This is a genomic window from Enterobacter sp. RHBSTW-00593 (assembly GCF_013784105.1).
In the GTDB taxonomy this organism is placed as follows: Bacteria; Pseudomonadota; Gammaproteobacteria; order Enterobacterales; family Enterobacteriaceae; genus Enterobacter; species Enterobacter ludwigii.
The window spans coordinates 3,465,111-3,484,217 of the sequence record NZ_CP056393.1 but is presented as its reverse complement, the minus strand read 5'-3'; the positions used below and the strand labels follow the sequence as shown (position 1 = coordinate 3,484,217).

Here is a 19,107-nt window from a genome sequence, read left to right as displayed (position 1 = left end):
ACCCCCTTTTTACACATTTTTGCATTACTTCCATAACGCGTGCTTAGCACGGTAGCAGTCAACCCACATCGCCGTTGCGCCGCAAACGGCGACCGGCATGATGAACAGGTTGAGCACCGGGATCATGGTGAACAGACTGGTCAGCGCCCCGAACTGCATATTCGCGACTTTTTGCGTGCGCAGGGCGCTGCGCATCGTTTTGAACGGCACCTTGTGGTTATCGAACGGATAATCGCAGTACTGGATTGCCAGCATCCAGGCGCTGAACAGGAACCACAGCACCGGGGCCACCGTCTGACCGACGCCAGGGACAAAATAAAGGATAAGCAGCACAATGGCGCGGGGAAGATACCAGGCAAACTTCTGCCATTCGCGCTTCATGATGCGTGGGAGATCTTTCATGATCCCCAGCATGCCCGTATCCGGCGGCGTTGCGCCGGTAAGACGTGCTTCCAGCTGTTCTGCCAGCAGGCCGTTAAACGGCGCAGCTATCCAGTTTGCAATCGTCGAGAAGAAGTAGCCGAACACCAGCAGCACGGAGATGACCGCTACCGGCCAGAGCAGGTAGTTCAGCCACTGCAGCCAGTCCGGCACATGGCTCATCAGCGAAGGGATCCAGCTCTCCAGTCTGGTGAACAGCCACCAGAACGCGCCGCCCATCAGGATAATGTTAATCAGCAACGGCAGAATGACGTAGCGACGAATCCCCGGCAGTGAGACCAGTTTCCAGCCCTGAGAAAAATACCAGACGCCGCTGCGCGGGGGAGAAGATGATGTTGAAACCATAACCAGGCTGTACTCCTTTTTTCACAACCAGTGGAATTGCCCGCCTATATTATCCACTTACGGACCAATGACCAGTTCGGAAATGTTCGAAAAAACAGCAAAAAGCACGATTTAGTTCATCTTTATGCTGTGAATGCTCTGCACACACTTGCACTTGACGTAAACGGCAAATACTCTTAGTGAGTAAATGTTTGCCGTGGTGGCAAGGTGTTAGAACAACAGAGAATATAATGATGCAGGATTTGCGTCTGATATTAATCATTGTTGGCGCGATCGCCATAATCGCTTTACTGGTACATGGTTTCTGGACCAGCCGTAAAGAGCGTTCCTCTATGTTTCGCGATCGCCCACTGAAGCGCATGAAGTCCAGTCGTGATGACGATGACAGTGAAAATGACATCGACGGAAGCGACGACGACGGCGTGGGTGAAGTTCGTGTTCATCGGGTCAATACTGCGCCCGGCGCGGCTCATGGGGAGCATGAAGCCCCTCGTCAGCCTCCGCAGCACCAGTATCAACCGCCGTATGCTTCTGCACAGCCGCGCCAGCAGGCGCCGCAGCCTGGAGAAGAGCCGGTGCGTCAGCCGCCGCAACAGCCTGTCCATCAGCAGCCTGCTGCGCCACAGCCGGTTCAGCAACAGCCTGTGCAGCAACCCGCGCCACAACAGCCTGCACAGCCGGTACACCAACCGCAGCAGCCTGTTCACGTGCAGCCTGCACCTCAGCCTGCGCCGGCCCCGCTCGTTGAGCCAGAACCGGTTGTTGAAAAACCGCAGCGTAAAGAAGCGGTCATCATCATGAACGTGGCTGCGCATCATGGCACCCACCTGAATGGCGATGTCCTGCTTAACAGCATTCAACAGGCAGGCTTCAAGTTTGGCGACATGAATATTTTCCATCGTCACCTGAGTCCTGACGGTAGCGGTCCGGCGCTGTTTAGCCTGGCCAATATGGTCAACCCTGGCACCTTTGACCCGGAAATGACCGGTGATTTCGTGACGCCGGGTGTCACTATCTTCATGCAGGTGCCGTCCTACGGTGATGAACTGCAAAACTTTAAGCTGATGCTGCAGTCCGCACAGCACATTGCTGACGAAGTCGGTGGTGTGGTGCTCGACGATCAGCGTCGTATGATGACGCCGCAGAAACTGCGCGAGTATCAGGACCGCATCCGCGAAGTTAAGGAAGCCAACGCGTAATCATCGCGTTTACATCGACTCCTCCTCAACCCCCGCATGTCGGGGGTTTTTTCTCATTGATGGTGTGATATGGACTCAATCGAACAACAACTCACTGAACTGCGAACCACGCTTCGCCATCATGAATACCTCTATCATGTTATGGACGCGCCGGAAGTGCCGGATGCGGAGTATGACCGTCTGATGCGCGAGCTGCGCGAGCTAGAGGCGCAGCACCCGGAATTGATTACGCCCGACTCACCCACGCAGCGCGTGGGCGCGGAGCCGCTGGGTGCTTTCAGTCAGGTACGTCATGAAGTCCCAATGTTGTCTCTGGATAACGTCTTTGATGAAGAGAGCTTCCTCGCGTTTAACAAGCGCGTGCAGGATCGCCTCAAAAGCAGCGACTCCCTGACCTGGTGCTGCGAGTTGAAGCTGGATGGTCTGGCGGTCAGCCTTCTCTATGAAAACGGTGTGCTGGTGCGTGCCGCGACGCGGGGTGATGGTACGACGGGTGAAGACATTACCACCAACGTACGCACCATCCGTGCGATCCCGCTGAAGCTGCAAGGGGATAATATTCCAGCCCGACTGGAAGTGCGCGGTGAAGTATTCCTCCCGCAGGCGGGCTTCGAGAAAATCAACGAAGAGGCGCGCCGTACCGGCGGGAAAGTGTTTGCTAACCCGCGTAATGCGGCGGCAGGCTCCCTGCGCCAGCTTGATCCCCGTATCACCGCGAAGCGACCGCTTACTTTCTTCTGCTATGGCGTCGGGATTCTGGAAGGCGGTGAACTGCCGGATACCCATCTCGGACGTTTATTGCAGTTTAAAGCGTGGGGCCTGCCGGTGAGTAACCGTGTTCAGCTGTGCGACTCCCCGGAAGCCGTGCTGGCGTTCTACCACAAAGTGGAAGAAGACCGCCCGACGCTTGGTTTTGATATTGATGGCGTGGTTATCAAGGTTAACTCACTTGCGCTGCAGGAGCAGTTAGGCTTTGTGGCGCGCGCGCCACGCTGGGCAGTGGCGTTTAAATTCCCGGCGCAGGAGCAGATGACCTTTGTCCGTGACGTGGAGTTCCAGGTGGGCCGTACGGGCGCAATTACCCCGGTTGCCCGTCTGGAGCCGGTGCAGGTTGCCGGCGTGCTGGTGAGTAACGCCACGCTGCATAACGCCGATGAAATTGAACGTCTTGGCCTGCGCATTGGTGACAAAGTGGTGATTCGTCGCGCGGGCGATGTTATCCCGCAGGTGGTGAACGTGGTTGAGTCAGAGCGTCCTGACGATACGCGCGCCATCGTGTTCCCGACGCATTGCCCGGTATGCGGATCTGACGTTGAGCGCGTTGAAGGTGAAGCGGTGGCTCGCTGTACGGGGGGCTTAATCTGCGGGGCACAACGTAAAGAGTCACTGAAGCACTTCGTTTCCCGTCGGGCGATGGACGTCGACGGAATGGGCGACAAAATTATCGATCAGCTGGTAGAGAAAGAATATGTTCATACGCCTGCAGATCTCTTCAAACTGACCGCGGGTAAACTCACGGGTCTTGATCGCATGGGACCTAAGTCGGCCCAGAATGTGGTTAATGCCCTGGATGCTGCCAAAGAGACAACCTTTGCCCGATTCCTTTATGCGCTCGGTATTCGCGAAGTGGGCGAAGCCACAGCGGCGGGGCTGGCGGCGTATTTCGGTACGCTGGAAGCTCTGGAAAAAGCGAGTATTGACGAGCTGCAGAGAGTCCCGGACGTGGGGATTGTCGTCGCGACGCATGTCTTTAACTTCTTTGCCGAAGAGAGCAACCGCGAGGTGATCGGCAAGCTGCTGGAAGAGGGCATCAGATGGCCGGCTCCGGTCGTGGTCAACGCTGACGAGATCGACAGCCCGTTTGCCGGCAAAACGGTCGTTCTGACCGGCAGCCTGAGCCAGCTTTCCCGTGATGATGCTAAAGCACGACTGGTTGCGCTGGGCGCAAAAGTGGCAGGCAGCGTGTCGAAGAAAACCGACCTGGTTATTGCCGGGGAAGCCGCCGGTTCGAAGCTTGCTAAAGCTCAGGAGCTGGGCATTGAGGTTATCGACGAAGCGGAAATGATGCGCCTGTTAGGAGAGTAACGTGGAGAAAGAGCAGCTCGTTGAGATCGCCAACACGGAGATGCCATTCGGTAAATATAAGGGCCGCAGGCTGATTGATTTACCGGAAGATTATTTGCTGTGGTTTGCCCGCAAAGATGGGTTCCCGGCCGGACGACTGGGTGAGCTGATGGCTATCACGTTACTGATTAAAACCGAGGGGCTGACGCAGTTGGTCCAGCCCCTGAAACGTCCTTAAGCTTTCGCGGCGCGGGTCTCTTCCTGCGCCAGTTTTTCCGTCTGGCGTTTGTAACGACGTGCCAGCACCGCGCAGACCATCAGCTGGATCTGATGGAAAATCATCAGCGGCAGTACCATCATCCCTATCATTGAGGTCGGGAAGAGAATGTTTGCCATAGGAATGCCGTTCGCCAGGCTCTTCTTCGAGCCACAGAAGACAATGGTAATTTCATCGGCTTTGTTGAAGCCGCACTTGCGGGCCACAAAGACGTTTACGGCAATCACAATCGCCAGCAGAACAAGGCTGACCACCACGATAAACAGCAGCGAGCCTGCGCCCACCTTATGCCAGATGCCATTCACAACCGCTTCACTGAAGGCTGAATAGACCACCAGCAGAATCGATGACTGGTCGGTTTTTGAGATCCATTTTTTGTGCTTTGCAACAAACGCGCCCGTCCACGGACGAGAGAGATGACCCAGCACAAACGGCAGCAGCAGCTGCAGACAGATTTTACCTACCTGTTCCAGGTTACCTTCCGCGCCGTGCATGTTCATCAGCAGACCCACCAGCAGCGGCGAAACGAAAATCCCTAACAGGCTGGATGCCGACGCTGAACAGACTGCGGCTGCGACGTTACCGCCCGCCAGAGAGGTAAACGCGATAGCGGACTGCACGGTGGCCGGCAAAATGCACAGATACAGGAAGCCGGTATAAAGGGCCGGGTCGACATTCACCGGCGCCCACCATGCGAATAGCACGCCGAGTACAGGGAAGAGGATGAACGTGCTGCACATCACCCACAGGTGCAGTCGCCAGTGGCTCCCCCCCGCAATAATGGCTTCGCGCGAGAGCTTTGCGCCGTGCATAAAGAACAACAGCGCGATGGCCGCGGTCGTCAGTCCTTCAAAAAAAGGAACGAACCCGCCCCGCGCGGGGAAGAAGGAGGCCAGTAATACCGTGACAACCAGAGTAAGCGTAAACGGATCAAGAATACGAAATAGTTTCATAATGACTCCTGAAAACAGATATCGTTATTGTGCTTTTTTCCGTTTGAGAAATAAAATTGATTTATTGCATCCATTCATGAATTAAAAAGATGAATTATTCCTTACGCCAGCTTCGCATCTTCGTCACCGTAGCCCATGCCCGCAGCTTCAGTCGGGCAGGGGAGATCATCGGCCTGAGCCAGTCCGCGGTAAGCCACAGCGTGAAAGAGCTGGAGAGCCAGACGGGTGTCCGGTTGCTTGATCGCACAACGCGTGAAGTCGTGCTCACGGAAGCCGGACAGCAGTTGGCTCAGCGCCTTGAACGGCTGCTGGACGAACTCAACAGTACGCTCAGAGATGTAGGTCGACTGGGGCAGCAGCTGTCGGGTACCGTACGGGTTGCGGCCAGCCAGACGATATCCGCGCACCTTATCCCGCAGTGTATTGCAGAGGGTAATCATCGCTATCCGGATATCGATTTTGTTTTGCATGACAGGCCGCAGCAATGGGTGCTGGAGAGCATCCGTCAGGGTGATGTGGATTTTGGTATTGTTATCGATCCCGGTCAGGTGAGTGACCTGGAGTGTGAAATTGTGCTGTCTGAGCCATTTCTGTTGCTTTGCCGGGACGACGATCCGCTAGCCGCGCAGCCGTCTGTTCACTGGCAGGCGCTGCAGGGAGCGAACCTGGTATTACAGGATTATGCCTCAGGTAGTCGTCCGCTGATTGATTCTGCGCTGGTGACGCAGGGCGTTGAGGCGACCATTGTGCAGGAGATTGGACACCCGGCAACGCTGTTTCCCATGGTGGAGGCCGGCATAGGGATCAGTGTATTACCCGCCCTGGCGCTCCCTTTGCCGCAGGGAAGCCGTCTGGTCGTGAAGCGACTGACGCCTGCTATTGAGCGAAAACTGATGCTGGTACGGCGAAAAAACCGTTCGCTCTCCGGGGCTGCGCAGGCTATCTGGGAAGTGGTGCGTATCCAGGCGCAACGATTAACCGAGGCCCGTATACGCGATCCACTGTTTAACTCAACAGAGCGTTAGACGTAGATGTCTATTTGATGATTGTCTGATGCGTTCTTCGGACCTTCCACGTTGACCAGACTTTGCTCTTGTTTCTTCTGGGCTTCTTCCGCCTGCTGGCGCTGCAGCTGTGCGAGCTGTGCCTGCAGCACTTTGATTTGCACCTGGATAAGCTCCTGCTGCTTCTTCTTCTCTTCCGCACTGCCGGAACCGTTCGCAACCTCTTTTAGCTGTTGAGTCAGCTTGGTTATCTTGTCAGTGATGCGGCTGATTTGGGCAGCGATATCGTTGCCGCCGGAAGAACGACTCCCGCCACCGCTGGTTTGAATGGGCTGGGTTGTAGCCTGAATGGTCGTCATACTTTTTCCTCTCGCTGTAAAACAGAGGTATCGGCGCCAACGCAATTAGCTTGAGCAAAACTGCCATATCTGGCAGGGAAAGGTATTGATACCAAATCAGTATTGATGGTGCAGAGAAAGTGTATTGGAGGTAACCCGCAGGCTCCAGATATAAGACTAAGGTCATGCGATCGGTGATATCGCGATCTTAATTCTCAAGGAGCTTTTATGACCCTCTCGAATAATCCCTGGTTCTCTGCCGACATCATTCGTGCCGCTAAACCTGATTTCACTCCGCGGGTTGCGTTTATTCTCGGCTCAGGTCTTGGCGCGCTCGCCGAGCAGATTGTTGACGCTGTGGTACTGAGCTATGAAAAACTGCCGGGCTTCCCGGTGAGCACCGTTCACGGTCACGCCGGTGAGCTGGTGTTGGGGCATCTTGCCGGTGTTCCGGTCGCCTGCATGAAAGGGCGCGGTCACTTCTATGAGGGCCGCGGCATCGCCGTCATGACCGATGCAATCCGCACCTTCAAACTGCTGGGCTGCGAACTGCTGTTCAGTACCAATGCCGCCGGTTCATTACGTCCGGAGGTTGAACCGGGAAGCCTGGTTGCCCTCAGCGACCACATCAACACCCTGCCGGGTACCCCGATGGTCGGGCTGAACGATGACCGTTTTGGCGACCGTTTTTTCTCGCTGGCCAATGCTTATGATGCAGATTGCCGTGCCCTGCTGCAGACCGTGGCGAGCGAGAAGGGCTTTCCATTGCATGAGGGGGTGTTTGTCTCTTATCCAGGCCCTAACTTCGAAACCGCGGCTGAGATCCGCATGATGCAGATCATCGGCGGAGATGTGGTGGGAATGTCAGTGGTGCCGGAAGTGATCTCGGCGCGCCACTGTGGCCTGAAGGTGGTCGCCGTTTCGGCCATAACCAACCTTGCTGAAGGTTTGAGCGATGTAAAACTGTCGCATGAACAAACACTTGCCGCCGCCGAACTCTCTCGCCAGAACTTCATCAATCTTATCTGCGGTTTTCTGCGCCAGCTTGCCTGAGCGAAACAACACCGTGGCCCGTGAGGGCCACTCTGCTATAAGGAATCGGGTATGAACATCACGACGCGCTTAAAGATGATGTCCTTTATGCAATATTTTATCTGGGGAAGCTGGCTCGTTACTCTCGGCGCTTACATGATTAACACCCTGGGTTTTTCCGGCTCGGACGTGGGTATGGTCTACAGCTCGAAGGGGCTTGCCGCGATCGTCACGCCCTCGCTGGTGGGCATTATTGCCGATAAGTGGCTGCGGGCAGATCGTGCATATGTGATTTGCCATCTCGTCTGTGCCGTTGCGCTTTGCTATGCCGCGCAGGTCAATGAACCGGGGCTGATGTTCTGGGTCATGCTGGTTAATGCCATGGCCTTTATGCCAACCATTGCGCTTTCGAATACCCTTTCCTACTCCTGTCTTGAGCAGGCAGGGCTGGACACGGTGACCCATTTTCCAACGGTGCGGGTCTATGGCACGGTAGGCTTCATTGTGGCGATGTGGGCCATAAGCCTGATGGGGGCAGAGTTAACTAACATTCAGCTCTACATTGCTGCTGCCGCGTCGCTGGTACTGGCGCTCTATTCACTGACTTTACCGGCCATTCCGGTGGCGAAGAATAAAACCTCATCGACGCTGGCAAGCAAACTTGGCCTGAATGCGTTCGTCCTGTTTAAACAGCCCCGAATGGCGGTGTTCTTTTTGTTTGCGATGCTGCTGGGCGCCGTGCTGCAAATCACCAATACTTTCGGTAGCCCCTTTCTGCATGATTTTGCGCGTAATCCGGCGTATGCGGAAAGCTTTATCGTTAAATACCCTTCTATTTTGCTCTCCGTCTCGCAGATGTCAGAGGTGCTGTTCATCCTGACCATTCCTTTCTTCCTCCGACGTTTTGGCATAAAAACCGTGATGCTGATGAGCATGGTGGCCTGGATGCTGCGTTTTGGACTCTTTGCGTATGGCGATCCTTCCGCGACAGGCGTCGGGCTGTTGATACTGTCAATGCTGGTCTACGGTTGCGCGTTCGACTTCTTCAACATCTCCGGTTCGGTGTTTGTCGAACAGGAGGTAAGCGCTGATATCCGCGCCAGCGCGCAAGGGCTGTTTATGACGACCGTTAACGGTATAGGTGCTTATTTCGGATCGGTATTGAGCGGCGCGGCGGTAGATTATTTCTCCGTGGACGGGGTGAAAGACTGGCAGACCATCTGGCTGGTATTTGCGGCGTATGCGTTGGTGCTCGCCGTGGTATTTTATTTCAGCTTTAACTATCGCCACACCAGTAAAAACAGCGAGTTGCGCACAGTTGCGCATTAAAGTTTTCCCGGCAGGCGGTGAAAGGCTTTAAGGTGGGAGCATAAGTGTTATCGCCAGGATATGTGTTGATGGAACGCGTCTACCGAACCGACCTCAAGCTGCTGCGCTATTTTCTGGCCGTCGCTGAGGAACTTCATTTTGGACGGGCTGCGGCCCGGCTCAATATGTCGCAGCCGCCGTTGAGCCTGCATATAAAAGAGCTGGAAAGTCAGCTCGGTACCTTACTGTTTATTCGCCACTCACGAAGTGTCGCCTTGACCCATGCGGGTAAAGTATTGATGGAAGAGTCCCGTCGACTTCTTGCCAGCGCAAACCAGGCACTGGCGCGGGTCGAACAAATTGGACGGGGTGAGGCAGGGCGGATTGCGCTGGGCATTGTCGGTACCGCCATGTGGAGCGAAGTGCGCACGGTCATGCGCACATTTTTAAAAGAGCATCCGAACGTTGATGTCGTTTTTCGCGAAAAGTCGCCGGTAATGCAAATGGCGCTGCTGGAGCGTCGGGAGCTGGATGTCGGGATCTGGCGAATGGCTACCGAGCCCACCGCAGGGTTTACCAGTATCCGCTTACGGGATGCGGCGTTTCTGGTTGCGCTGCCGGAGGATCACCGGCTGGTGGGGGAAAGCGCAATTGCGCTCACCGAACTACAGAATGAGTACTTTGTCACTATGCCGTCTGCGCATTCTGACTGGTCGTTCTTACAGCGAGTGTGTCAGCAGGCCGGTTTTTCACCGATGATAGTGCGTGAAGCCGATGAACCGCAGACGGTGCTGGCAATGATCAGTATGGGAATGGGGATTACGTTAGCTGCTGACAGCTATGCGCAAATGCAGTGGCCCGGTGTGGTATTTCGTCCATTACAGGTACGTATACCGGCAGATTTGTATGTGGTGTATGACGAGAAGCAGGCGACACCGGCGATTAAGTCGTTGATCGCAACGTTGACGGAAGAGTAATGTTATACCGCAGATAGCAAAAAAGCGCCTTTAGGGCGCTTTTTTACATTGGTGGGTCGTGCAGGATGACTCGCTTCGCTCGCCCTTCGGGCCGTCGCCGTAAACGGCTCCGTTGCCTCACTGCGTTCGGCTTGGACCTGCTGCAGGTTCGAATCATCCATACCGCAGATAGCAAAAAAGCGCCTTTAGGGCGCTTTTTTACATTGGTGGGTCGTGCAGGATTCGAACCTGCGACCAATTGATTAAAAGTCAACTGCTCTACCAACTGAGCTAACGACCCGAAATGGTGGGCGATGACGGGCTCGAACCGCCGACCCCCTCCGTGTAAAGGAGATGCTCTACCAACTGAGCTAATCGCCCATTTCGGAACTGCTGCGATAAGGTGAGAATGGTGGGCGATGACGGGCTCGAACCGCCGACCCCCTCCGTGTAAAGGAGATGCTCTACCAACTGAGCTAATCGCCCAATCTCAATACTTATCTACACTGCGAGTCTACTTAAGTAGATGGTGGGTGATGACGGGCTCGAACCGCCGACCCCCTCCGTGTAAAGGAGATGCTCTACCAACTGAGCTAATCACCCCCGCTGTGTGGAGTCGCATTATAGGGAGAGTTGAAAATGAGTCAACGCATTTTCTAAAGTTTTTATTCGTTCGTCGTAAAATTAAACAAAACGATCGCGAAACGGGCGATGACGCATGATTTCTAAACAAAAATCGCAAACTCCCTCACGATAAAGGGATCAACATTGAGGAATCCCCCCACAGTGATAGAATATTGCCCATTGTTTTTTTCCCAGGATTTGCCGATTGCCGGCATCTTTATAACGTAAGGCCATTTCATGAAAATCAAAACTCGCTTCGCGCCGAGCCCGACAGGCTATCTGCACGTCGGTGGTGCACGTACCGCTCTCTATTCCTGGCTTTTTGCACGCCACAACAAAGGTGAGTTCGTACTGCGTATTGAAGACACCGATCTTGAGCGCTCCACGCCGGAAGCAATTGAAGCCATTATGGATGGTATGAACTGGCTGAATCTGGAGTGGGACGAAGGCCCGTATTTCCAGACCAAACGTTTTGACCGCTACAACGCCGTGATTGATGAGATGCTGGTCGCGGGTACAGCGTATAAATGCTATTGCTCCAAAGAACGCCTTGATGCGCTGCGTGAAGATCAGATGGCGAAGGGTGAAAAACCGCGTTATGACGGCCGCTGCCGCCATGACCATAGCGAGCATGCTGCTGATGAACCGTGCGTGGTGCGTTTTGCTAACCCGCAGGACGGCTCGGTAATTTTTGACGACCAGATCCGTGGCCCGATCGAATTCAGCAACCAGGAGCTGGACGATTTGATCATCCGCCGCACCGACGGTTCCCCAACCTATAACTTCTGCGTTGTGGTTGACGACTGGGATATGGAAATCACGCATGTTATCCGTGGCGAAGACCATATCAACAACACCCCACGTCAAATCAACATCCTGAAAGCGCTGAACGCCCCTGTTCCGGTCTATGCGCACGTGTCCATGATCAATGGCGACGACGGCAAAAAACTGTCTAAACGCCACGGTGCGGTCAGCGTCATGCAGTATCGCGACGACGGCTATCTGCCGGAAGCGCTTCTGAACTATCTGGTGCGTCTGGGCTGGTCCAGCGGCGATCAGGAGATCTTTAGCCGTGAAGAGATGATCAATCTGTTCTCTCTGGGCGCGGTGAGCAAATCTGCGAGCGCGTTTAACACTGATAAGCTGCTCTGGCTGAACCACCACTACATCAATACCATGCAGCCGGAATATGTGGCGACATACCTGCAGTGGCACATCGAGCAGGCAAATATTGATACTCGTACTGGCCCTGAACTGGCGGAACTGGTGAAACTGCTCGGCGAGCGTTGCAAAACGCTGAAAGAGATCGCTGAAAGCTGCCGCTACTTCTATGAAGAGTTTGACGAGTTCGATGCAGACGCGGCGAAGAAGCACCTGCGTCCGGTTGCGCGTCAGCCACTCGAAGTGGTGCGTGACAAACTGGCGGCGATGACTGACTGGACTGCCGAGAATGTGCATCATGCCATTCAGGCGACGGCAGATGAGCTGGAAGTTGGTATGGGCAAAGTGGGTATGCCACTGCGTGTGGCAGTCACCGGTGCGGGTCAGTCTCCGGCACTCGATGTTACCGTTCATGCCATTGGTAAATCACGCAGCGTAGCGCGCATTAACAAGGCGCTGGATTTTATTACTGAGCGCGAAAACCAGCAGTAATAACGCCTGAACCATGAAAAACGGCAGGGAGACCTGCCGTTTTTTTATGCATTAAATTCAGCAATGCCGAGACGTGCAAGAAAGCCGCGTATCCCTTCACGCTTTAGTAAGGCATCCAGACGCTCCTGCTCAAGGTGCGTCATATTCTCCAGCGTCTCGATGATCCCAGGACGCAGAGTAGAGGAGGGTTCACTGTACAACGATGTCACCTCCGCCAGATGGTACACCGCCTGACGGTTACGGACAGCCGGGAGGCTCATGATGTGCTCCTTCACGCGGGCATCAATGTGAATCAGCCGTGCACGTCCGCCTTTCACCCCATTGACGCCCTCGGTTTTCCATCCCTGCTGGCGTATCCAGCGGTTCACCGTTTGCCGTGCAACACCCAAATTTTCTGCCAGCTCTTCGGTGGTCATTTTGCTACGGAATCTTTTCATATCAGTTTTGGTCGCGTATCCCTAAACGTTGCAACAATCCGGTAATCCCTTCCCGCAGTAACAGTGATGTCATCTGCCTTTGCTCTTCCGGCGTCATTTCATTTGCCAGCGTCAGGAGCAGGGAGTGAAGCGAGCCATCATGGCTGGCACTTTCTGGTATCTCAGACGTTTCACTTGCCCGGCGCGCGCTGCGGATAAACTCACGCACTTTTTCATTAACGTGCACCAGACGCGCTTTGCCGCCCTGGACTCCTGGTTTTGGCGATGTAATCCAACCCTCTTTGCGTACCCATTTATTGATGGTCTGGCGGCTATAGCCAGTGAGCAGGGCTAACTCTTCTGGCGTCATTCGTTCCTTGATCATGCAATTTCCTGAATATTCGTGGGGTTAATTAACGGCTCATTTTATAGCACCGTTTTAGAGGAAAATGTGACAGGCTTAACTCATGACTGCGAGCAGACTCGCAAAGTGATTCATTTGCATGATTTTTCGGCGATTGAACCGCCGTCATTGATTTTGCCGTTGACACTCCGCAGCGGAATTCATATTATGCCGCCCGTCAACATGACAGCTTTACGATGGGGCTATAGCTCAGCTGGGAGAGCGCTTGCATGGCATGCAAGAGGTCAGCGGTTCGATCCCGCTTAGCTCCACCATACTCTGAACCCAACAGAGTGCGGTCAGTAAAGTCAACATGTGGGGCTATAGCTCAGCTGGGAGAGCGCTTGCATGGCATGCAAGAGGTCAGCGGTTCGATCCCGCTTAGCTCCACCAAAATTTGAACCCTCGTCGAAAGACGGGGGTTTTTTTATGCTTTTGTAAAACTCTTCACCCTAATTTGTTGCTGAAATAGAGGTATTTTTGTACCTCACCTCAATCAAAATCAATAAAGCGGTCTATAAATAGACTTCAACTTGATTCGCGCAATTAATAAACCTATTATCCATCCGGTCAATGATACGAATGGAAAATAGATTATCTAACTTAATGAATAGAAAAACTTACAATAATGTAAAGATATTTATAACTGCCCTCGCGCTTTGCCTGGTTGCGGTGCCATTCTCCCGTTATATCTCTCCGCGCGCTGTTGTTAATGGTCATGACGTATATTTAGCATGGCTGCCTTTAAGCGTAATGCTGGCGGTTATTCTGGTATTTGGGCGCCGGGCGGTTATTCCTGTTCTGTTAAGTTTTACTATCACTAATATATTCAGCATTGATTTAGCACCGCTACAATATTCAGTTTTATTGTTCTGTCAGACGTTCTCGGTGTTTGCGGGGTGCGGCATCCTCAGGATCATACTGGGCAAGCGCTGGCGCTACTGCGTGCCGAACAAGCATATTGGGTTACGGATATTTTGGCTCGGCTTTATGGTACCGATAGGCATAAAAGTGTCGATGTACCTGGCAGGTTATTTGTTCCATTTCCCGGTTACTATCTCAACCTTCTTCGGTGAAGGTACCGCAATTTATAACGTAGTCGATATACAAAGTCTGATCTGCGCGGCGTTGATATTTACCATGATGTTCTATTACCCGTTAAGAATGATAATTAATCCACGTTATGCCATCACCTTCTGGCGACGCAGTGTGAAGCCCGTGTTTTTTCAAAAGAAATCGCTATATATATTAGTCTGGCTGATGCTTTTAATCGTCATCCTCGCAATTTTATGTGCTCCTTTTGAGTCACCTATTATTGCGGGCTATTTAATGCCAGTGATTTTTATTCTCTTTACGTTAGGGATCAGTCGCCTGAGCTACGCGCTCATTTCTCTTTTCTGGGCGGCATCCGCACTTCTGCTGTTGACCTATAACTATAATTTCCTCAATGGTGTGGAGTCAGGCCATTCGCTCTCCTTTATTTTGTCTGTCCTTATCTCTTTCGCCATCTGTTTGCTCTACATGTCGCGGATTTATCAGCGCAGCGAGTGGCTGAAGCAGGACTGGCAGGACAGGGCGCTAACCGATCCGCTGACCGGTTTACCGAACATTCGTGCACTGGAAGATTTTTTGCAGGACCACCCTGATGCCAAAGTGTGCTGTCTGCGAATGGACAACCTCGAGTTCTTGAGTCGTCACTACGGCATTCTTATGCGGGTACATTGCAAACGGATGGTGACCACCTCGCTGCAGCCATTTTTGCAAAAAGATGAGCGGCTTTTCCAGCTCCCGGGCAGCGAACTGGTGCTGGTATTGCTGGGGCCGGGAACCGCTGAGCGCCTGCAGCATATGGTCGATCAGCTGAACAGCCGTAAGATTGTCTGGAACAACACCGGGCTGGATATTGAATTTGGCGCTTCCTGGGGAATGGTTGAAAACGGTGAGAAGTTACACCATACGCTGGGGCAGCTCAGCTGGCTGGCTGAGCAATCTTGCGGAGCGCATAATGTACTGGCGCTCACCAATAGCCTCGAGGTGGCATCAGGACAAACAACCGAGCGGGTTTTGATGTTAGCGCGCATTAAACATGCTCTGGATGCCGGACAGTTTCATTTATACGCCCAGCCAATCCAGAAGGCAGATGGTAGCGGGTATTACGAAATACTGACGCGCATGGAAAGCGAGGGCGAGATCATCACCCCAGACCGCTTTATACCGCTGATTGCCCAGTTTAACCTGAGCCACCGCTTCGACATGTGCGTGATGGAAAAATTACTGGTGTGGCTGCGCGATCATCCAGCGACGCATGCCGGAGTGCGTTTTTCTGTCAATCTGATGCCCCTGACGTTGATGCAAAAAGAGGTGGCCATCGAGATTTGCTCGCTCTTTGAACGCTATGGGGTTGCACCACAGGCGGTGGTGATTGAGATCACCGAAGAGCAGGCTTTCTCTAATTCGGGCAGCAGTATCAAAAACATTCAGCAGTTGCGGGATTGCGGTTTCCGGATCGCGATTGATGATTTCGGCACCGGATATGCCAACTACGAACGTCTCAGACGTCTGCAGGCGGACATCATCAAAATTGACGGGTGCTTTGTAAAAGATATCTGTACCGACGATATGGATGCGATGATCGTGCAGTCGATTTGCAACCTGGCGAAGACGAAATCACTGAGTGTGGTGGCCGAATATGTTGAAACGCCGGAACAGCGGGAGAAGCTGCTTCACTTCGGGGTCGACTATCTGCAGGGTTACCTGATTGGCAAACCCAAACCGCTTAATGAATTACGGATATAAAAAAACCGGGAGCTGAGCTCCCGGTTTTTATTTCGCTACAGGTGTTACAGTACCAGTGCCGCAATAGAGGCAGACAGTACGCTCACCAGCGTAGAACCGTAAACCAGCTTCAGACCGAAGCGAGAAACCACGTTACCCTGTTCTTCATTCAGACCTTTAATCGCACCGGCGATAATACCGATGGAAGAGAAGTTAGCGAAGGAGACCAGGAACACGGACAGGATGCCTTCCGCGCGTGGCGAGAGCGTGCTGGCAATTTTCTGCAGATCCATCATCGCAACGAATTCGTTAGAGACCAGTTTAGTCGCCATGATACTGCCTACCTGCAGCGCTTCATGTGCAGGAACACCCATCACCCAGGCAACCGGGTAGAAGATGTAGCCCAGAATGCCCTGGAAGGAGATACCCAGAACCGCTGCGAACAGGGCGTTCAGAGCAGAAATCAGGGCAATAAAGCCGATCAGCATCGCCGCAACGATAATCGCCACTTTGAAACCAGCCAGAATGTACTCACCCAGCATTTCGAAGAAGCTCTGACCTTCATGCAGATTTGCCATCTGCAGGTTTTCTTCGCCTTCGTCAACACGGTACGGGTTGATCAGAGAGAGAACGATAAAGGTACTGAACATGTTCAAGACCAGCGCGGCAACCACGTATTTAGGTTCCAGCATCGTCATATACGCACCCACGATAGACATGGAGACGGTAGACATTGCGGTGGCTGCCATGGTGTACATGCGGTTGCGGGACATCTTACCGAGGATGTCTTTATAGGCGATGAAGTTCTCAGACTGACCCAGGATCAGGGAGCTGACGGCGTTGAACGATTCCAGTTTACCCATGCCGTTAACTTTGGAGAGTACGGTACCAATGGCGCGGATAACGACGGGCAGCACACGAATGTGTTGCAGAATACCGATCAGCGCAGAGATGAAGACGATAGGGCACAGTACCTTCAGGAAGAAGAACGCCAGACCTTCGTCGTTCATTTTACCGAAGACAAAGTTCGTCCCTTCGTTGGCGAATCCGAGCAGTTTTTCGAACATTTCGGAGAAGCCTTTTACGAAGCCAAGCCCCACGTTGGAGTTCAGGAAGAACCACGCGAGCAAAACTTCAATAACGAGAAGCTGAACAACAAAGCGGATGCGGATTTTTTTACGGTCATGGCTGACCAGTAACGCAAGCGCAGTAACGACAACGAGTGCCAGGACAAAATGAAGGACGCGGTCCATATTTGCTCCAAATATGAGGCAGGTTTAATTTTCGTGCACATTCTATGTAACAAGCGAAAAGAAAACGAGATCAAGGACACACTATAGTTACATCCTGTGACGAGTCTCAAAATTAGTGATCCACAATACATTTTTGTTATGTTAGGTAAATGCGTGAAAAGTTAAGTTTGTGTGCTAGTCTTCACAAAAGCGTGCGCGATTGCAGGTTTTGTTAGATCGCCCCACCTTACCCGCCCGTCTATTGTTCAAAGCTATCAGAGAAATCACTATAAACTCACTAAATGATCTTGATAATCATTCTCATTTTGATAGCATTAAACATAGCAAAGGCTATATTTCCAGAGGCAGAAATGACAAACAGTCGCGTAGAGGGTAGCAGTGGCAGAGCAGCGCGCAAGTTGCGGTTCGCGTTAATGGGACCTGCGTTCATTGCTGCCATCGGCTATATCGATCCAGGTAACTTTGCGACCAATATTCAGGCCGGGGCCAGCTTCGGCTATAAGCTGCTCTGGGTGGTCGTGTGGGCTAACCTGATGGCCATGTTGATCCAGATGCTGTCTGCGAAGCTGGGGATTGCCACGGGCAAAAACCTGGCTGAACAAATTCGCGATCATTATCCGCGTCCGGCGGTATGGCTTTACTGGGTTCAGGCGGAAATTATCGCCATGGCAACCGACCTCGCCGAATTCATCGGGGCCGCGATTGGTTTTAAATTGATCCTCGGCGTCTCGCTGCTTCAGGGCGCGGTGCTCACCGGGATTGCCACTTTCCTGATCCTGATGCTGCAGCGTCGCGGTCAAAAACCGCTGGAAAAAGTTATCGGCGGGCTGCTGCTGTTTGTGGCGGCGGCCTATATCGTCGAGCTGATTTTCTCTCAGCCGAATCTGGCACAGCTCAGCAAAGGGATGATTATCCCGAGCCTGCCAACCTCTGAAGCGGTGTTCCTGGCCGCCGGGGTGCTGGGCGCAACCATCATGCCGCATGTCATTTACCTGCATTCCTCGCTGACACAGCACCTGCACGGTGGGACGCGCAAAGAGCGTTACTCTGCGACGAAATGGGATGTGGCGATCGCCATGACCATTGCCGGTTTTGTGAACCTGGCGATGATGGCGACCGCTGCCGCCGCTTTCCATTTTAACGGTCACACCGGTATTGCCGATCTCGACCAGGCATACCTTACGCTGGAACCGTTACTGAGCCACGCTGCTGCCACGATATTCGGGCTGAGCCTGGTGGCGGCCGGTCTCTCGTCAACGGTTGTGGGGACGCTGGCAGGGCAGGTGGTGATGCAGGGCTTTGTCCGTTTCCACATTCCGCTTTGGGTTCGTCGCTCCGTGACCATGCTGCCCTCCTTTGTTGTGATTCTGATGGGGCTGGATCCCACGAGAATTCTGGTCATGAGCCAGGTACTGCTGAGTTTTGGTATCGCGCTTGCACTGGTGCCGCTGCTGATCTTTACCAGTGACAAAAGCCTGATGGGCGAACTGGTGAACAGCACGCTGGTGAAACGAACCGGTTGGGTCATTGTGGCGGTAGTGGTGTCGTTGAACCTGTGGCTCCTGGTCGGCACTGCTCTGGGGTTATAGCATCGCGTTGAACCAAATAAAAAGGAGCCGGGAGGCTCCTTTTTGCATTATTGATGATGCATTACTGATGACGCATTAGTGATGATGGCCGTGACCACCGCGTCCTCTGCCACCGTGACCCCAGCCACCGCGGCGGTCGTCACGATCGTTCCAGCCTTCACGGTAACCACGTTCATAGGCGTTGTTTTTGTACCAGCCGCGATGCAGGCCATTATCATGTCTGCGCCAGCGGTCGCCGCGCCACTCATAGTGACGGTTCCAGTAATCACGGTCGCGCCAGTAGCCACCGTCCCAGTATCTGCCGTAGTCGTCACGATCGCCAATTTGTAATTTAACTGATGGCAACAGGGTGATTTCGCCCGCAGTGGCGATCAGCGGGGCCGAAGCCAGTAATACCGCTGCAAGAATCAGTGACCTGAACATACTCTTTCTCCTTCACGATCGGGGCCTTTGTGGGGCCTGTTAACGCAATATTAC

Annotated in this window: 17 protein-coding genes and 6 tRNA genes; 12 read left to right on the top strand and 11 right to left on the bottom strand. The window is 53.3% G+C overall.

The genetic code is table 11. From position 1 onward, the window contains the following. Nucleotides 1–24: 24 nt before the first annotated feature. A complete protein-coding gene (gene cysZ / locus HV242_RS16655; protein WP_044857952.1) occupies nt 25–786 on the bottom strand; it encodes a sulfate transporter CysZ in 762 nt (253 codons plus the stop codon). A 230-nt stretch (nt 787–1,016) separates the two neighbouring features. Between cysZ and zipA the strand changes: the two genes are divergently transcribed. The 3 genes from zipA to HV242_RS16640 all read left to right on the top strand — a co-directional run bounded on the left by zipA (nt 1,017) and on the right by HV242_RS16640 (nt 4,287). Next, nucleotides 1,017–1,985 (top strand): cell division protein ZipA, encoded by a 969-nt coding sequence (gene zipA / locus HV242_RS16650; RefSeq protein WP_181616796.1) that lies wholly within the window; start codon nt 1,017–1,019, stop codon nt 1,983–1,985. Nucleotides 1,986–2,054: 69 nt separating this feature from the next. Beyond that, complete coding sequence (gene ligA, locus HV242_RS16645) at nt 2,055–4,070, top strand: NAD-dependent DNA ligase LigA (protein WP_025203500.1); 2,016 nt, start codon at nt 2,055–2,057, stop codon at nt 4,068–4,070. Between the two features lies 1 nt (nt 4,071). After that, nucleotides 4,072–4,287: a DUF3820 family protein gene (locus HV242_RS16640; RefSeq protein ID WP_014171082.1), complete on the top strand. Its 216-nt coding sequence runs from the start codon at nt 4,072–4,074 to the stop codon at nt 4,285–4,287. Here HV242_RS16640 and HV242_RS16635 read toward each other — a convergent pair. Then, nucleotides 4,284–5,279, bottom strand: coding sequence for a bile acid:sodium symporter family protein (locus HV242_RS16635; RefSeq protein WP_050737156.1), 996 nt, complete (start codon nt 5,277–5,279; stop codon nt 4,284–4,286). The two genes, HV242_RS16640 and HV242_RS16635, sit on opposite strands and share 4 nt — an antisense overlap. Nucleotides 5,280–5,368: 89 nt before the next feature. Here HV242_RS16635 and HV242_RS16630 point away from each other — a divergent pair, with 89 nt between their 5' ends. Then, nucleotides 5,369–6,304 (top strand): LysR family transcriptional regulator, encoded by a 936-nt coding sequence (locus tag HV242_RS16630; protein WP_044868007.1) that lies wholly within the window; start codon nt 5,369–5,371, stop codon nt 6,302–6,304. Here HV242_RS16630 and HV242_RS16625 read toward each other — a convergent pair. Further along, nucleotides 6,301–6,642, bottom strand: coding sequence for a FlxA-like family protein (locus tag HV242_RS16625; RefSeq protein WP_020883093.1), 342 nt, complete (start codon nt 6,640–6,642; stop codon nt 6,301–6,303). The two genes, HV242_RS16630 and HV242_RS16625, sit on opposite strands and share 4 nt — an antisense overlap. Before the next feature lie 207 nt (nt 6,643–6,849). Here HV242_RS16625 and xapA point away from each other — a divergent pair, with 207 nt between their 5' ends. The 3 genes from xapA (at nt 6,850) to HV242_RS16610 (ending at nt 9,938) form a co-directional block, all read left to right on the top strand. Next, a complete protein-coding gene (gene xapA, locus HV242_RS16620; protein ID WP_050737155.1) occupies nt 6,850–7,674 on the top strand; it encodes a xanthosine phosphorylase in 825 nt (274 codons plus the stop codon). Nucleotides 7,675–7,725: 51 nt separating this feature from the next. After that, entirely contained in the window at nt 7,726–8,982 is a 1,257-nt protein-coding gene (locus HV242_RS16615) for a nucleoside permease (RefSeq protein ID WP_050737154.1), read from the top strand. Nucleotides 8,983–9,050: 68 nt separating this feature from the next. Then, on the top strand, nt 9,051–9,938 hold the full coding sequence (locus HV242_RS16610) for a LysR family transcriptional regulator (protein WP_020883096.1): 888 nt from the start codon (nt 9,051–9,053) through the stop codon (nt 9,936–9,938). 204 nt (nt 9,939–10,142) lie between these two features. Here the strand turns inward: HV242_RS16610 and HV242_RS16605 are convergent. The 4 genes from HV242_RS16605 to HV242_RS16590 all read right to left on the bottom strand — a co-directional run bounded on the left by HV242_RS16605 (nt 10,143) and on the right by HV242_RS16590 (nt 10,520). Next, nucleotides 10,143–10,218, bottom strand: a tRNA-Lys gene (locus HV242_RS16605). Between the two features lie 4 nt (nt 10,219–10,222). Continuing rightward, nucleotides 10,223–10,298 (bottom strand) — tRNA-Val (locus HV242_RS16600). Nucleotides 10,299–10,327: 29 nt separating this feature from the next. After that, a tRNA-Val gene (locus tag HV242_RS16595) sits at nt 10,328–10,403 on the bottom strand. 41 nt (nt 10,404–10,444) lie between these two features. Next, a tRNA-Val gene (locus tag HV242_RS16590) sits at nt 10,445–10,520 on the bottom strand. A 258-nt stretch (nt 10,521–10,778) separates the two neighbouring features. Between HV242_RS16590 and gltX the strand changes: the two genes are divergently transcribed. Beyond that, nucleotides 10,779–12,194 carry a glutamate--tRNA ligase gene (gene gltX, locus HV242_RS16585; RefSeq protein WP_014171074.1) on the top strand — a complete coding sequence of 472 codons (1,416 nt, stop codon included), beginning with the start codon at nt 10,779–10,781 and terminating at the stop codon, nt 12,192–12,194. A 44-nt stretch (nt 12,195–12,238) separates the two neighbouring features. Here the strand turns inward: gltX and HV242_RS16580 are convergent, their stop codons facing one another. Both HV242_RS16580 and HV242_RS16575 read right to left on the bottom strand, forming a co-directional pair. Next, nucleotides 12,239–12,631 (bottom strand): YfeC-like transcriptional regulator, encoded by a 393-nt coding sequence (locus HV242_RS16580; protein WP_042866304.1) that lies wholly within the window; start codon nt 12,629–12,631, stop codon nt 12,239–12,241. Nucleotide 12,632: 1 nt separating this feature from the next. Continuing rightward, nucleotides 12,633–12,995, bottom strand: a complete 363-nt coding sequence (locus HV242_RS16575; RefSeq protein WP_014171072.1) for a YfeC-like transcriptional regulator — start codon at nt 12,993–12,995, stop codon at nt 12,633–12,635. A 217-nt stretch (nt 12,996–13,212) separates the two neighbouring features. On the opposite strand from HV242_RS16575, the gene HV242_RS16570 reads away from it, so the two are divergent. From HV242_RS16570 to HV242_RS16560, 3 genes are all read left to right on the top strand, one after another. After that, a tRNA-Ala gene (locus HV242_RS16570) sits at nt 13,213–13,288 on the top strand. Between the two features lie 42 nt (nt 13,289–13,330). Further along, nucleotides 13,331–13,406: transfer RNA gene (locus tag HV242_RS16565), tRNA-Ala, on the top strand. Nucleotides 13,407–13,619: 213 nt separating this feature from the next. Then, nucleotides 13,620–15,809 (top strand): sensor domain-containing phosphodiesterase, encoded by a 2,190-nt coding sequence (locus tag HV242_RS16560; RefSeq protein WP_050737153.1) that lies wholly within the window; start codon nt 13,620–13,622, stop codon nt 15,807–15,809. Between the two features lie 44 nt (nt 15,810–15,853). On the opposite strand, the gene HV242_RS16555 is transcribed toward HV242_RS16560, so the two are convergent. After that, complete coding sequence (locus tag HV242_RS16555; protein ID WP_014171069.1) at nt 15,854–17,041, bottom strand: NupC/NupG family nucleoside CNT transporter; 1,188 nt, start codon at nt 17,039–17,041, stop codon at nt 15,854–15,856. 350 nt (nt 17,042–17,391) lie between these two features. On the opposite strand from HV242_RS16555, the gene HV242_RS16550 reads away from it, so the two are divergent. Continuing rightward, nucleotides 17,392–18,630: an Nramp family divalent metal transporter gene (locus HV242_RS16550; RefSeq protein ID WP_020883097.1), complete on the top strand. Its 1,239-nt coding sequence runs from the start codon at nt 17,392–17,394 to the stop codon at nt 18,628–18,630. A gap of 75 nt (nt 18,631–18,705) precedes the next feature. Here the strand turns inward: HV242_RS16550 and HV242_RS16545 are convergent, their stop codons facing one another. Continuing rightward, nucleotides 18,706–19,053 carry a DUF2502 domain-containing protein gene (locus HV242_RS16545; protein ID WP_047743015.1) on the bottom strand — a complete coding sequence of 116 codons (348 nt, stop codon included), beginning with the start codon at nt 19,051–19,053 and terminating at the stop codon, nt 18,706–18,708. Nucleotides 19,054–19,107: the final 54 nt, after the last annotated feature.